Origin of the sequence: Mesorhizobium sp. M7A.F.Ca.US.002.01.1.1 (genome assembly GCF_004022955.1) — a bacterium.
Taxonomy (GTDB): Bacteria; Pseudomonadota; Alphaproteobacteria; order Rhizobiales; family Rhizobiaceae; genus Mesorhizobium; species Mesorhizobium ciceri.
Window position 1 is genome coordinate 1 of sequence record NZ_RZQE01000130.1, and the last position, 12,904, is coordinate 12,904.

Sequence of the window (12,904 nt, forward strand, 5' to 3'; positions counted from 1 at the left end):
TCCTTTTCCTTGGTATGGCCGCTGAAGCCATAGCCGACGTTGAGACCGGCGTAGGGGCCGGCCCACGAAGCGACGGGAAGTTCAGCGATCGGCGCAGGTGCCGGCGGCTCTTCCGAAACCACGTCAGCAGCATAGGCAGTTCCGCTGAGGGCGAAGAGCCCGAGCGCAACGGCCAGCGGCCGTGCGAATTTGAGATTGGCTTGCATTGTTCTTTACTCCTTAAGCCACAGGACACAGGCTTGTTTCTCACGATCGCCATCGACCCGTCCGGGGGGTGAAACGGATCTGGCGTTCGTCGGTTCCAAATGTCGTGTCAAAATGCGGCTGAAGCGAACCTGAACTTGGGTCATTCCCCGGCGCAAATGAGGCAGAACCTTGACGTTGCATCTTCGCAACAGCGAAATGGCAGGAACCATCCGGTGCTGCGCTGCACACCGCTTGGTGCAAGGACTCCAGCACCCTATATTGCGGTCGGGCACGCCTGAGTCCAGGGCGGGCCAAGATGCCCAAACGGCCGTTTCGCCACAATGCTGCCCAAGGTGCGAACACCATTTAACGCATGCCGGGCCATATTTCGCCGGCACTGCTTTTTCGGGCCGAAATTGAGGATTGACACCATATGAGCAAAGCCACTGTCACGGCGCTGGTGACGGGCGGGGCCAGGCGGATCGGCAGGGCGATCGTCGAGGATCTCGCCGCGCACGGTTTTGCCGTCGCCATCCATTGCAACCGCTCGCGCACCGAGGCCGATGCGTTGGCTGCCGAAATCATCGCCGGAGATGGCCGCGCCGCGGTGGTCGCCGCCGACCTGACCGATATGGACGCCATCGATGACCTTATCGGCGAGGCGCAAGCAGCGCTCGGGCCGCTCTCGCTGCTGGTCAACAACGCGTCGCTCTTCGAGGACGATTCGGTTCTGGATTTCGACTGGCGGGCCTGGGACCGGCACTTTGCCGTCCATGTGAAAGCGCCCGCGCTCCTGGCGCAGAATTTCGCCCGGGCACTACCGGCAGGGCAGGAGGGCCTGATCGTCAACATGATAGACCAGCGCGTCTGGCGGCCGACGCCGCGCTACTTTTCCTATGCACTGTCCAAATCGACGCTGTGGACAGCCACCCAGATGATGGCGCAAGCGCTCGGTCCCCGCGTCCGCGTCAATGCCATCGGCCCGGGGCCGACATTGAAGAACGCGCGTCAGGACGACAGCGATTTTGCAGCCCAAGTCGATGGCTTGATCCTCAAGCGCGGCCCGGAATTGCCGGAATTCGGCGCCACAATCCGCTATCTCTGGGAAGCGCGCTCGGTCACCGGCCAGATGATCGCGCTCGATGGCGGCCAGCATCTTGCGTGGCAGACGCCCGATGTGACAGGCATGACGGAATGAGTCCTATAGACCACAAAAGCAAGCCGCGCGGCGGCACCGACGATCTGCCTCCCGATATCGACCTCGAGGACGAGGCGGTCGAGGAGATGGTTGAAACCGTCGGTCCCGATGTCGCCTTCACCGCCATCGACTGGACGCCGCATGCCGGCGACGCGGAAGGCATGATCGGTGCCGAGGTGATCCAGACGCTGGTCAAGCGGCTGCCCAACGCGCCCGGCGTCTACCGCATGATGAACGCTGCCGGCGATGTGCTCTATGTCGGCAAGGCGCGCAGCCTGAAGAAGCGCGTCACCAACTACGCGCAAGGCCGCTTCCACACCACCCGCATCGGCCGCATGGTGCGCGAGACGTCGACGATGGAGTTCGTCGTCACCCGCACCGAGATCGAAGCGCTGCTGCTCGAAGCCAATCTTATCAAGCGCTTGCGGCCGCGATTCAACGTCCTGATGCGCGACGACAAGTCGTTTCCCTATATCCTCTTGACCGGCGACCATGTCTCGCCCGGCATCTATAAGCATCGCGGCGCGCGTTCGCGCAAAGGCGATTATTTCGGCCCCTTTGCTTCGGCCGGTGCCGTTGGCCGCACCATCAACTCGCTGCAGCGCGCCTTTCTGCTGCGCAGTTGCACCAACTCGTTCTACGAGAACCGCACGCGGCCATGCCTGCTTTATCAGATCAAGCGCTGCGCCGGTCCCTGCACCGGCGAGGTCTCGCACCAGGACTATGCCGAGCTGGTCAATGAGGCGAAGGACTTCTTGTCCGGCCGCAGCCAGAAGGTGAAGACGGAAATCTCGGCCGCCATGCAGCAGGCGTCGGAAGCTCTCGATTTCGAGCGCGCCGCGATCTATCGCGACCGGTTAGCGGCCCTGTCGCATGTGCAGAGCCACCAGGGCATCAATCCGGCGACCGTCGACGAAGCCGATGTCTTCGCCATCCATCAGGAAGGCGGCCAGGTCTGCATCCAGGTGTTCTTCTTCCGCACCGGCCAGAACTGGGGCAACCGCGCCTATTTCCCCAAGGCCGATCCGGCGTTGGAAGCAGCCGAGGTGCTGGGCTCGTTCCTGGCGCAGTTCTATGACGACAAGCCGACGCCGCGGAACATTCTTCTGTCGCATGGCGTCGAGGATCAGGAATTGCTGGCCGAGGCGCTCTCCACCCGCGCCGGCCGCAAGGTCGCGATCTCCGTGCCGCAGCGCGGCGAGAAGAAGGACCTGACCGACAACGCTTTGCAGAATGCCCGCGAAGCGCTCGGACGCCGGCTGGCTGAAACCTCCACCCAGGGACGCCTGCTTGCCGGTTTCGCCGAGACATTCGGCCTGCCGAAGCCGCCAGTGCGCATCGAGGTCTACGACAATTCGCACATCATGGGCACCAATGCCGTCGGCGCCATGGTCGTTGCCGGACCGGAGGGGTTCGTGAAGAACCAGTACCGGAAATTCAACATCCGCTCGACCGAGATCACGCCTGGCGACGATTTCGGCATGATGCGCGAGGTGATGGAACGGCGGTTTTCGCGGTTGCTCAAGGAGCATGGCGATGTCCCGGCTGGGGATGCAGCCGGCGGTTCGGCAGACGATATGGAGGACGATATCTCCGGCAGCTTCCCGGCCTGGCCCGATGTCATCCTGATCGACGGTGGCCAGGGCCAGATGACCGCGGTGCGCAAGATCCTCGCCGATCTCGGCATCGAGGATCGCGTGGTTGCCATCGGCATCGCCAAGGGCCAGGACCGCGATGCCGGCCGCGAGCGGTTCTTCGTCAAAGGCAGGGACTCGTTTTCGCTACCGGTCCGCGACCCCGTGCTCTATTTCGTCCAGCGGCTGCGCGATGAGGTTCACCGTTTCGCGATCGGCTCGCATCGGGCTCGCCGCAAGAAGGAAATGGTCAAGAGCCCACTGGATGAGATCAGCGGCATCGGTCCCGGCCGCAAGCGGGCATTGCTGCTGGCATTCGGCACCGCCAAGGCGGTCAGCCGCGCGGCCATCGAGGATCTGCGGAAAGTCGACGGGATTTCCGAGCAGGTGGCGAAACTGGTCTACAATCACTTCCACGAGAGTTGAAAAATCTGGCACTTTCATCTGGCCTGTCGAATCTGGCCTGTTGACCCCCCACATTCGCTTCTGATTTGAGTAGGCAGGCAGAAAGAGTTTCCCGGATATGGCCAAGCGCGCGTTCAACCTGCCCAACATGCTCACCTACGCCCGCATCGTCGCGGTGCCGATGGTGGTGCTGTGCTTTTTTCTCGAAGGACATCTGAAGTCGAGCGACTTTGCCCGCTGGTCGGCGCTGATCATCTTCCTGCTCGCCTCGATCACCGATTATCTGGATGGCTATCTGGCGCGCGCCTGGCAACAAACCTCCAACATCGGCAAGATGCTCGACCCGATCGCTGACAAGCTGCTGGTCGCCACCTGCCTGCTGCTGCTGGCTGCGGACACCGATCGCCATGCGGGCATTGCCGGCTGGTCGTTGTGGGCGGCGATCATCATCCTGTGCCGCGAAATCCTCGTCTCGGGCCTGCGCGAATATCTGGCGGCGCTGAAAGTCTCGGTGCCGGTGACGCAGCTGGCAAAATGGAAGACCGCCATCCAGATGGTCGCCATAGCGTTCCTCTTGGCCGGACCAGCCGGCGACAAGATCTTTCCGCTGACCACCCAGACCGGGCTGGTGCTGCTGTGGATCGCGGCGTTGGTCACGCTCTACACCGGCTACGACTATTTCCGCGCCGGCCTCAAGCACATCATGGACGAGTGAGATGACGACCCGGCTCATCTATTTTGCCTGGGTGCGCGAGCGCATCGGCATGCCCGAGGAAGACGTCGACTTGCCGGCTGGCATCGAGACGGTCGCCGATCTCCTGCGCTGGCTGAAATCGCGCGGCGAGGGCTACGAGCACGCGCTGCAATATCCCGACGTGATCCGCGTCGCCATCAACCAGGAGCATGTCGAGCACCGCGAGAAGATCGCGGGCGCCCGCGAAATCGCGCTGTTCCCGCCGATGACCGGGGGCTGACATGACCGGCGCGGTCTTACCTGTCGTGCGCATTCAGCGCCAAGATTTTGACGTCGCGGCCGAGATCGCCAGACTGACGCTAGGCCGCGCCGATATCGGCGCCGTGGTGAGCTTCTCAGGCCTTTGCCGCGACGAGCAGGGCGCGCTCTCAGCGCTCGAGCTCGAACACTATCCCGGTATGGCCGAAGCAGAAATCGCCCGCATCGCTGCTGAAGCGGTCGAGCGTTGGCCGTTGCAGGGGCTCACCGCCATCCACCGCCACGGGAAGATCGCGCCCGGCGAGAACATCGTGCTGGTGGTGGCAGCCTCCGCGCACCGCCATGCGGCGTTCGAGGCGGCGAATTTTCTCATGGACTATCTCAAATCGCGCGCGCCCTTCTGGAAGAAGGAGCATCGGGCTGACGGTTCGGAGGGTGGCTGGGTCGAGGCCAAGGAAGCCGATGCAACGGCCGCGCAACGCTGGAAAGCGTCCGAATAAGATCGCCGCAGCCATGCATTGACCGCAATCCTTTGGCCAATTGGCGGAATTGGTCAGCCTGGGCATTGGCAGCCCGGGGCATTGGCAGCCCAGGGCATTGGCAGCCCGGGGTGAGGGAGATAGTCATGCTGGACAGGATCGCGGAGTTCTTCATCTTCGGTTTCGTGCCTCTGGTCGTCGGCATATTGGCCGTTCCTGAGCAGTCTGTTGCCGCCGAAAAGGCAGTGAGAGGCGAAGTGATCTATCGCGAGCGCATTGCCTTGCCGCCCAGTGCCGTGCTCTCCGTGCAACTTGCCGATGTGTCGCTGGCCGATGCGCCGGCCACCATTATCGGCGAGCAGAAAGTAAAGCCGACCGGCCAGGTGCCGATCAGCTTCGAGATCAAATTCGACCCTTCCGTCATCCGGTCGCAGATGACTTACGCGTTGCAAGCCCGCATCACCGTCGACGACAAGCTCCTGTTCATCTCCGATATGCGCCATCAGGTCGATCCGCTGACCGACGTGCCGCAGACCATCATGCTGAAGATGGTCGCCCCGAACGCCGAGCCGACGGTTTCGGTCTTCGACCAGCTCTGGCTGGTCGACTATGTCGACGGCATCGGCGTCATCGCTGCCCCGCAAGCGACATTCAGGGTCAGCGAGGCCGGCAAGGCGGGCGGCAGCGGCCCCTGCAACACCTATTTCGCCACCGCCAAGGTCAATGGGCAAACGATCGTGATCGGAGACATCGGTTCGACCTACAAGGCCTGTGCGCCAGAGGTGATGGCCGAGGAAAAGGCGCTGTTCGATGCGCTGGCCAAGGCGGCGTCATACCGTGTCGAGGCCGGCAAGCTCATCATATCAGGCAAGGATGGCCGCGAGATCCTGCGCTTTAGCGCGGCGAGCTGACCCCCAACGAAAAAGGCCGGCGAAACGCCGGCCTTCTTTTTACGGAATCCAAGGTCTGGATCGTCGGCTCAGCCGACGATCTCGGTGTCCGAGAACCAGTACTTGATCTCTTCTGCCGCGGTCTCCGGTGCGTCGGAGCCGTGCACGGAGTTTTCGCCGATCGACAGCGCATGAACCTTGCGGATGGTGCCTTCGGCGGCGTTGGCCGGGTTCGTGGCGCCCATCACTTCGCGGTTCCTGGCAATGGCGTTCTCGCCTTCCAGCACCTGGACGACGGTCGGTGCCGACGACATGAATTCAACCAATTCGCCGAAGAAAGGACGGTCCTTGTGGACGGCATAGAAGCCTTCCGCTTCGCGGCGGCTCATCCAGACCCGGCGCGAGGCGATGACGCGCAGGCCTGCCTCTTCCAGCATCCTGGTGATGGCGCCGGTGAGATTGCGCCGGGTTGCGTCCGGCTTGATCATGGAAAATGTGCGTTCGAGCGCCATGGGTCGTCCTTGTCTGAGAATGGAATTGAGAGTGGCGGGCTCTATACAAGCCGCCCGGCCCATTGCCAAGGGCCCCCGATCAGACGGCTGCACAGCAACGCTTTGCTTGCTATAGTCGCGTGCCGGCGCCGCGCTGAGGTCGGGCCGTATGGAGACAACATGACCATGACAGACGATCGTCAGGAACGCATTCGCAACCGTGCGCACCAGATCTGGCTGCAAGAGGGCCAGCCGGCTGGACATCATGAGCGCCATTGGCATCAGGCGGCGGCGGATGTCGACCAGGAGGACGCCACGGACAAGTCGGCAGCCAAAAAGCCAACCAAGAAGGCAGCTGGCGCCGCCAAGCCAAAAGCCGCCCCCAAGGAGGCAAAGGCTGCCACGAAGGCCGGCAAGCCAAAGAAGGCGGCCAAGTAAGTTACTGCTTTACGGCGTCAAGCCGCGGCGGCGACCTTTCGTCCCAGCCCGCCATGCAGGTCGAGGCAGCGGGCGAACCACTGCGCCACCACGTCGCCGTCGTCGAGCAATTGGTAGGGCGAGGCTATGCGCGCCCATTGCAAGGCGCCGAAGACGATATAGTCGCCAAACAGCGGCGCCGCGCCGCCGATGAACGGCTGATAGAAAAGCATCGAGCGCAATGGCTCCAGCGAGGCTCTGAAAGTGCCGAGCCCGGCCTCCCTGGCGGCCTTCACCTCCTCCAGCCTCTTGCCAAGACGCTGCTCCCGGCTCTGGCGGAAATAGACGGCGTTTTCCGCGTCCTGCATGGCATGAAGGTCCATGATGGCCGCGGTGGTCACGTAGGGATGAATGGTCACTTGCGACCAGCGTTCGATGAAGCGCGCCATCGCCTCGCCGCCTTCACCGCCAAACAGCGTCGGCCGGTCCGGATAGGCTTCATCGAGATAGAGCGCGATGGCGAAGGAATCCGCGAGGACTGTCTCGCCGTCGCGGATCACCGGAACGGTTTTCGAAACGCCGCCCTCGACAGCGGGCACCTCGAGAAAGCGCGTCGGTACGGTTGATATGTCGAGCCCCTTGTGGGCAAGCGCCATCGCCACCTTCCAGCAATGCGGGCTGAACGGACGTGTGCTGTCGCGTCCGACGAGATCATAAAGCAGAATGGTCATTGGCGGCGGCTCCCGTGCGGGTTAGGTAGGCCCCGCATCGACGCGAGCCGAGGGAAGCCATGAGACAGCATTTCATGATGTTTGCGGCCTATAATCAATGGGCCAACGGTCGCATCTATGATGCCGCCGCCGAACTCGATGATGAGGAATTCAACCGCGATGTCGGCGCCTTCTTCGGCTCGATGATGGGCACGCTCAACCACCTTTTGACTGCCGACCGCATCTGGATGAAGCGCTTCACCGGGGAGGGCGACGCGCCGACGACACTGGACGCTATCCTGCATCGGGGGTTGACCGGCCTGCGGGCGGCGCGTGAAGCCGAGGACAGGCGGATCATCGATTGGGTCGGCGGCCTCAATGACAAGGCGTTGACGGGCCGGTTCACCTACATGACCGTCTCGGACATGCGCACCGTCTCGCAAAGGCTGGCGCCGGCGCTGGACCATGTCTTCAACCACCAGACCCACCATCGCGGCCAGGCGCATACGATCCTGACCAGCCTGGGACGGCCAAGCCTGGGGTTGGACCTGATGCTTTTCCAGCGGACCGAGGAGGGCAGGGCTTTCGCCTGATCGGTGGCGTTGGCGTAGCCAGTCCGAAGGTTGTGCCGACCATCGCTGCATTTTGTGCTGCAGCATCATCTTTGCATCAGTAGGCACCGGATGGATTCAGGCAGCCGTCGAAGCCTCGCCCCTGATTTCGTTGTCCAACTGGGACTGGGTCAGGGCCGCTTCCGCCATGACCCACTGCTTGAACAACTGGACCTTGCGTGCGGCAAGGCCTTTCAGCGGAGAGACAAAATACCAGCCAGCCGTGTTCGGATGATGGACGGCGAAGGGAGCCACCAGCCTTTCGGCGCGAATGTCGCTGGCCATATAGGCACGGTTGGCCACCGCAAAGCCCATCCCGGAATTGGCTGCCTCGTAGGACATCATGCACGAGTCGAAATAGATGCTCTTGGTCTCGCTGAGCACGAAGCTGGCGCCGGCGAAACCAAGCCAGGACTGCCAATTCTGGGTGCAGGTGTCGGAATGCAGCAGGGTGAAGTGCTTGAGGTCGTCCGGTGTCACCTTCGACAGCCGCTTGTCGCCGAGGACTTCGTGGAACAGCTTGCGGCTGCACACCGGTGTCAGGTCTTCGCGAAACAGCAGATCGGACTGCAGCCCGTGAAAGTGACCGTCGCCATAACGGATTTCGAGATCGAATTCCGAGGCCGTGAGCTCATGCGTCGCGTAGGAGGTTGAGACCCGCATCACGATATCGGGATATTGCTGCTGGAACAGCGGCAGGCGCGGAAACAGCCAGCGTGCCGCGAAGGTCGGCAGCACCGATATTTTTAGCACATGCTCCTGCGATTGCCCGGTCGCTTCCATGCTGGCGGCGACGATTCGCTCCAGCGCCTCACGAACGCGCGAGACATAGGTCTCGCCCTCCGGCGTCAACGACACCGCATTGCCGCCGCGCTGGAAAATCTTGAAACGAAGCTGATCCTCCAGGCTTTTCACGCGCTGGCTGACCGCTGAAGCGGTAATAAACTGTTCTTCACCGGCGCGCGTGAAATTACCGTGCCTTGCAGCACTTTCCACGATTTTCAGCGAATTGAGGTTGACCTGACTGAGCAGACGCACGGTTTCGACCTTAAGCTTGGCTTACACTAGCACCAGCATTCCTAATTTTACAGGGGTGGGTGAATTAATCGACTGTTTACCAAGTGTTGCCCCCATCCTGGAGAAGTACAATGAACGCCCATACCATTCCCGAACTGCGTTATGCGATGAGCCGCGAAGCCATTATCGGCCATGAAACCGCCTGGAAAGTGTCGAGTTTCGGTGTCGCGCAATATCTGCACGGCTATGACCCGGCACTGCTTGCCGCGATCGAGGAGGCTGCCCTGAAGCTCAAGGCCAGCCATGCCGTGCACAAGCACCTCGATCTGACCTTCATCACCGGGGCCGACCGTTTCATCCCCGAGATCAGGGAATTGCTGCATGACAAGCTGCGCCTGGAGCGGCTGTCCGACATGATGGGCACCAAGCTGGAGCCCTATCCGCTGTCGATCGTCGGCTCGACGGTCACCTTCATGAATCCCAGGGACGGCGCCGTGGAGTGGCATTGCGATGGCGTTCCGGTCACCGAGCTCATTCCGCTGTCGATCAGCAATCCGCTGGTCGGCGGCCACCTCGAAATCTATTGCGACGACTCCGAAACCGGCCGCGCCATTCTCGAATCCGGCCGCGAGATCCCGCGCAACAGTGTCATGCGCATCGATCACAAGATGAACTACGCGACGCTCGGCCAGTTCCTGGGCGTCCTGCATCGCACCGCGCCGATCCGGTTCGGCGAGCGCGTCACGCTGGTGCTCAACCAGCGCTCGGTGGCCAAACCCTATGTCGACGACAACAGAATGTTCTATCTCGCCGCCGACAATGACCACGACCGTGAGTGGGTCAGCGAACTGGCCGAAGATGTCTGGACCAACCAGCTCCCGGCCTACCGTCGGTTCGAGGCGGAGCATCCCGTGCCCGCCGCCGTCGATGCTCCGGTTCCGGGCGGAGCCAGGGAATCATGGTAGTGAACCATGATCCCGAAAAGTCGGAACCGGTTTTCGGACAGGATCATGGTCGAACAGCAAAATAGAATCCCATGCCGATTGTTTCGGCAGGGATCCGGCTCGATATCCGCGTTGGTCTTCGCTGCCGGTGCGGTGGCGTTGTGGTCCACCAATGCCCTGATCGGCAAATCCCTGCTGGCCGGCCACCCGGTGTCGCAGGTCCAGTTCCTGCAATTTGCAGGCGCTGCACTCGTCTTCGCCGCCATCCGATTGATGAGCCGGGCCATCCGATTGATGAGCCGGGAAAGAGTAGCACCGGTCACGGCCGGGGCGGCGTTCATCTCTCTCGCGGTCGGCTTCATCGGTCTGGTCGGCACCATGGTGCTGCAATACATCGCCTTCGCTTCGATGCCGGTGATCGAGGCCAATCTGGTCGCCTACACCTGGCCGTTGATGGTCGCGGCGGCAGTCATTGCCTTGGAAAATCCGCGGCGTCCGGCACTGTTGGGTCTCGCCGCGGTGGTAGGCTTCATCGGCGTCGCGCTGGTGATTTCGGGAGGGCGCAACCAATCCTGGTTCGACGGCGATCTGGTCGGATATCTCGCCGCATTCGGGTCGGCGCTGTGCATGGCCTTCTATTCGATCATGGTGGGACGGGTCGCCACCCCAGCCGATCGCCTGTTGCTGCCCTCATCGTTGATCGGCGTCGCTTTGACGTTTCTGTGGTGCGCTCGCGACGGTTTCACCTGGCCCATCGGCGCGGACCTGGCTCTCGGCCTTTATCTCGGCGCCGGTCCGATGGGCTTGGGCTACTATTTCTGGTCGCGCGCCTTGAAGCTTGAAGGCAGCGGCAGGGTCGCGGTGGTCGCCTATCTCACGCCGATCGCCTCGACCCTGCTTTTGACCTTGTCCGGCGAACGGCTGACGGTGACGGCCATTATCGGAGCCATCCTCGTCATCGGCAGTTGTGTCGCGGTCGGTGTGGAACGTTCGGAGGCCGAAAACCATGTTTGACGAGAATGAGCGTCTGGCCATTCAGGAAGCGCATTGGCTGATCGACGAATTCGGCGCCGAGGCGCCGCTTTACGCCGCGATGAGGGCCGAAAAGGCGATAGAACAAAAGGATTTCGCGCGCTGCGCCCGCTGGAAGCGTATTCTGGAGATATTGGACGAAAGTCCTGCCGCTAAGTCTGCTGGTTCCAAGTATTAGATTTTCTAATTTGCACGGCGTCGATTTCGCATGAATGCTATTTTGGCCGATTCTTCATTCTTTTATGAGGCTTGGCGGTCCGTTGGGGGACGCGGTTAAAGAGATACATCGACACAAGTCTTCGCTGGGGTGGAGGATTTTGTCGCAAATAAGGTGAAAGAATTGTCAAATATCGATGATAAGACCGTTATCGAGCTGACGGCCGATATTGTCTCGGCCTATGTAGGCAACAATCCCCTTCCGGCTTCCGGCCTGCCTGAGTTGATTGCCAGCGTCAGTGCTTCGGTTCGCAAGCTCGCTGGTGCAGTTGTCGCGGAAACTCCAAACCTGGTTCCGGCAGTCAATCCGAAGAAGTCGGTGTTTCCCGACTACATCATCTGCCTTGAGGACGGAAAGAAGTTCAAGTCGCTCAAGCGGCATCTGCGGACCGACTACGGCCTGAGCCCGGACGACTATCGGGCCAAATGGGGCTTGCCGCCGGACTATCCGATGGTTGCGCCGAACTACTCGGCGACGCGATCGGCGCTGGCAAAGTCGACGGGACTGGGCCGCAAGCCGGCAGCAGCGCCGGCCGCTGTCGCCAAGGCAACGAAGCGCAAGGCGACTGCCTGAGAGCAGGCAAGCCACTGTTCGGCTGCTTTGACGGCGCCCTCGCGGGCGTCGTTTCGAGGCCTTGTGCGGCCAACTGGCCCGCAAGGCCTTGCGAAGCGTTGATGTCCGGTGCAAAAGCGCGGCCATGCTGATCATCAACGACCTATCGCTCCGCATGGCCGGACGCCTGCTTCTCGACCATGCCTCGCTGACCTTGCCGGCCGGCACCAAAGCCGGCCTTGTCGGCCGCAACGGTACCGGCAAGACGACGCTGTTCAAGGCCATTACCGGCGATTTCCCGTCCGAGACAGGCTCGATCAGCCTGCCGAAGAGCACCCGCATCGGCCAGGTGGCGCAGGAAGCGCCAGGCACCGAGGATGCGCTGATCGAGATCGTGCTCAAGGCCGATCTCGAACGCACGGCGTTGCTCGAAGAGGAAAAGACGGCGACCGATCCGCACCGCATCGCCGACATCCATATGCGGCTGGCCGATATTGACGCGCACTCAGCCGAATCCCGCGCCGCCACCATTCTCGCCGGCCTCGGCTTCGATGACGCTGCGCAACGGCGTCCGGCCTCCTCCTTTTCCGGCGGCTGGCGCATGCGCGTGGCGCTCGCCGCGGTGCTGTTTGCCGAGCCCGATCTGCTGCTGCTCGACGAGCCGACCAACTATCTCGATCTTGAAGGCACGCTGTGGTTGGAAAACTACGTGTCGAAATATCCGCACACCGTGCTTTTGATCTCGCACGACCGCGACCTGCTCAACCGCGCCGTCAACTCGATCGTTCACCTCGACCAGAAGAAGCTGACCTTCTGGCGCGGCGGCTACGACCAGTTCGAGCGTCAATACACCGAGCAGAAGGAATTGCAGGAGAAGGGCCGCGTCAAGCAGGAAGCCGCGCGCAAGCACATGGAATCCTTCGTCGAACGGTTCCGCGCCAAGGCCTCCAAGGCGAGACAGGCACAGTCGCGCATCAAGGCACTGGAAAAAATGAAGCCGATCGCGGCCCTTGTGAACGATTCGGTGCGGCCGTTCTCCTTCCCCGAGCCGGTGAAGACGGTGGCCTCGCCGATCGTGGCGCTGAACAACGTCAATGTCGGCTACACCGAGGGGCAGCCGATCCTTAAGAAGATGACGCTGCGCATCGACGCCGACGACCGCATCGCGC

General features: G+C 62.0%; 16 protein-coding genes and 1 pseudogene. 13 read left to right on the top strand and 4 right to left on the bottom strand.

The genetic code is table 11. The features are described from left to right. Positions 1-206, bottom strand: a pseudogene (locus EN932_RS15280) (porin family protein); the annotation flags it as partial. Between the two features lie 413 nt (positions 207-619). On the opposite strand from EN932_RS15280, the gene EN932_RS15285 reads away from it, so the two are divergent. From EN932_RS15285 to EN932_RS15310, 6 genes are all read left to right on the top strand, one after another. Next, positions 620-1,384, top strand: a complete 765-nt coding sequence (locus tag EN932_RS15285; RefSeq protein WP_127370141.1) for an SDR family oxidoreductase — start codon at positions 620-622, stop codon at positions 1,382-1,384. After that, positions 1,381-3,444: an excinuclease ABC subunit UvrC gene (gene uvrC, locus EN932_RS15290; protein WP_127384680.1), complete on the top strand. Its 2,064-nt coding sequence runs from the start codon at positions 1,381-1,383 to the stop codon at positions 3,442-3,444. Before EN932_RS15285 ends, uvrC begins: the two co-directional genes overlap by 4 nt. A gap of 97 nt (positions 3,445-3,541) precedes the next feature. Then, positions 3,542-4,138, top strand: a complete 597-nt coding sequence (gene pgsA, locus EN932_RS15295; protein WP_013532480.1) for a CDP-diacylglycerol--glycerol-3-phosphate 3-phosphatidyltransferase — start codon at positions 3,542-3,544, stop codon at positions 4,136-4,138. A gap of 1 nt (position 4,139) precedes the next feature. Next, positions 4,140-4,397 carry a molybdopterin converting factor subunit 1 gene (moaD, locus tag EN932_RS15300; protein ID WP_013532479.1) on the top strand — a complete coding sequence of 86 codons (258 nt, stop codon included), beginning with the start codon at positions 4,140-4,142 and terminating at the stop codon, positions 4,395-4,397. A gap of 1 nt (position 4,398) precedes the next feature. After that, a complete protein-coding gene (locus tag EN932_RS15305; protein WP_063171808.1) occupies positions 4,399-4,875 on the top strand; it encodes a molybdenum cofactor biosynthesis protein MoaE in 477 nt (158 codons plus the stop codon). A 125-nt stretch (positions 4,876-5,000) separates the two neighbouring features. After that, on the top strand, positions 5,001-5,765 hold the full coding sequence (locus tag EN932_RS15310) for a YbaY family lipoprotein (protein ID WP_013532477.1): 765 nt from the start codon (positions 5,001-5,003) through the stop codon (positions 5,763-5,765). Positions 5,766-5,833: 68 nt separating this feature from the next. On the opposite strand, the gene ndk is transcribed toward EN932_RS15310, so the two are convergent. Continuing rightward, positions 5,834-6,256 (bottom strand): nucleoside-diphosphate kinase, encoded by a 423-nt coding sequence (gene ndk / locus EN932_RS15315; protein WP_013532476.1) that lies wholly within the window; start codon positions 6,254-6,256, stop codon positions 5,834-5,836. Between the two features lie 159 nt (positions 6,257-6,415). Between ndk and EN932_RS15320 the strand changes: the two genes are divergently transcribed. Continuing rightward, the gene (locus tag EN932_RS15320) at positions 6,416-6,673 is read left to right on the top strand and encodes a DUF2934 domain-containing protein (RefSeq protein WP_013532475.1); all 258 of its coding nucleotides are present in this window, start codon (positions 6,416-6,418) and stop codon (positions 6,671-6,673) included. Between the two features lie 17 nt (positions 6,674-6,690). On the opposite strand, the gene EN932_RS15325 is transcribed toward EN932_RS15320, so the two are convergent. Further along, complete coding sequence (locus tag EN932_RS15325; RefSeq protein ID WP_127367016.1) at positions 6,691-7,383, bottom strand: glutathione S-transferase family protein; 693 nt, start codon at positions 7,381-7,383, stop codon at positions 6,691-6,693. 59 nt (positions 7,384-7,442) lie between these two features. On the opposite strand from EN932_RS15325, the gene EN932_RS15330 reads away from it, so the two are divergent. Beyond that, positions 7,443-7,955, top strand: a complete 513-nt coding sequence (locus EN932_RS15330; protein WP_027162724.1) for a DinB family protein — start codon at positions 7,443-7,445, stop codon at positions 7,953-7,955. Between the two features lie 96 nt (positions 7,956-8,051). Here the strand turns inward: EN932_RS15330 and EN932_RS15335 are convergent, their stop codons facing one another. Then, positions 8,052-9,011: a LysR substrate-binding domain-containing protein gene (locus EN932_RS15335; protein WP_024504291.1), complete on the bottom strand. Its 960-nt coding sequence runs from the start codon at positions 9,009-9,011 to the stop codon at positions 8,052-8,054. A 110-nt stretch (positions 9,012-9,121) separates the two neighbouring features. Here EN932_RS15335 and EN932_RS37970 point away from each other — a divergent pair, with 110 nt between their 5' ends. The 5 genes from EN932_RS37970 to EN932_RS15365 all read left to right on the top strand — a co-directional run. Then, positions 9,122-9,955: a hypothetical protein gene (locus EN932_RS37970; RefSeq protein ID WP_024504290.1), complete on the top strand. Its 834-nt coding sequence runs from the start codon at positions 9,122-9,124 to the stop codon at positions 9,953-9,955. Positions 9,956-10,000: 45 nt separating this feature from the next. Continuing rightward, on the top strand, positions 10,001-10,948 hold the full coding sequence (locus EN932_RS15350) for a DMT family transporter (protein ID WP_127366039.1): 948 nt from the start codon (positions 10,001-10,003) through the stop codon (positions 10,946-10,948). Further along, entirely contained in the window at positions 10,941-11,144 is a 204-nt protein-coding gene (locus EN932_RS15355) for a hypothetical protein (protein WP_024504288.1), read from the top strand. Before EN932_RS15350 ends, EN932_RS15355 begins: the two co-directional genes overlap by 8 nt. A gap of 162 nt (positions 11,145-11,306) precedes the next feature. Beyond that, positions 11,307-11,756: a MucR family transcriptional regulator gene (locus EN932_RS15360; protein ID WP_013532467.1), complete on the top strand. Its 450-nt coding sequence runs from the start codon at positions 11,307-11,309 to the stop codon at positions 11,754-11,756. Positions 11,757-11,880: 124 nt separating this feature from the next. Next, on the top strand, positions 11,881-12,904 hold a 1,024-nt coding region (locus EN932_RS15365; protein WP_164890492.1), incomplete at its 3' end, for an ABC-F family ATP-binding cassette domain-containing protein.

Bases quoted from the DNA above. Each gene is read 5' to 3' on its own strand.
- EN932_RS15285 (WP_127370141.1), top strand. From the start codon at position 620: ATGAGCAAAGCCACTGTCACGGCGCTGGTGACGGGCGGGGCCAGGCGG.
- uvrC (WP_127384680.1), top strand. From the start codon at position 1,381: ATGAGTCCTATAGACCACAAAAGCAAGCCGCGCGGCGGCACCGACGAT.
- pgsA (WP_013532480.1), top strand. From the start codon at position 3,542: ATGGCCAAGCGCGCGTTCAACCTGCCCAACATGCTCACCTACGCCCGC.
- moaD (WP_013532479.1), top strand. From the start codon at position 4,140: ATGACGACCCGGCTCATCTATTTTGCCTGGGTGCGCGAGCGCATCGGC.
- EN932_RS15305 (WP_063171808.1), top strand. From the start codon at position 4,399: ATGACCGGCGCGGTCTTACCTGTCGTGCGCATTCAGCGCCAAGATTTT.
- EN932_RS15310 (WP_013532477.1), top strand. From the start codon at position 5,001: ATGCTGGACAGGATCGCGGAGTTCTTCATCTTCGGTTTCGTGCCTCTG.
- ndk (WP_013532476.1), bottom strand. From the start codon at position 6,256: ATGGCGCTCGAACGCACATTTTCCATGATCAAGCCGGACGCAACCCGG.
- EN932_RS15320 (WP_013532475.1), top strand. From the start codon at position 6,416: ATGACCATGACAGACGATCGTCAGGAACGCATTCGCAACCGTGCGCAC.
- EN932_RS15325 (WP_127367016.1), bottom strand. From the start codon at position 7,383: ATGACCATTCTGCTTTATGATCTCGTCGGACGCGACAGCACACGTCCG.
- EN932_RS15330 (WP_027162724.1), top strand. From the start codon at position 7,443: ATGAGACAGCATTTCATGATGTTTGCGGCCTATAATCAATGGGCCAAC.
- EN932_RS37970 (WP_024504290.1), top strand. From the start codon at position 9,122: ATGAACGCCCATACCATTCCCGAACTGCGTTATGCGATGAGCCGCGAA.
- EN932_RS15350 (WP_127366039.1), top strand. From the start codon at position 10,001: ATGGTCGAACAGCAAAATAGAATCCCATGCCGATTGTTTCGGCAGGGA.
- EN932_RS15355 (WP_024504288.1), top strand. From the start codon at position 10,941: ATGTTTGACGAGAATGAGCGTCTGGCCATTCAGGAAGCGCATTGGCTG.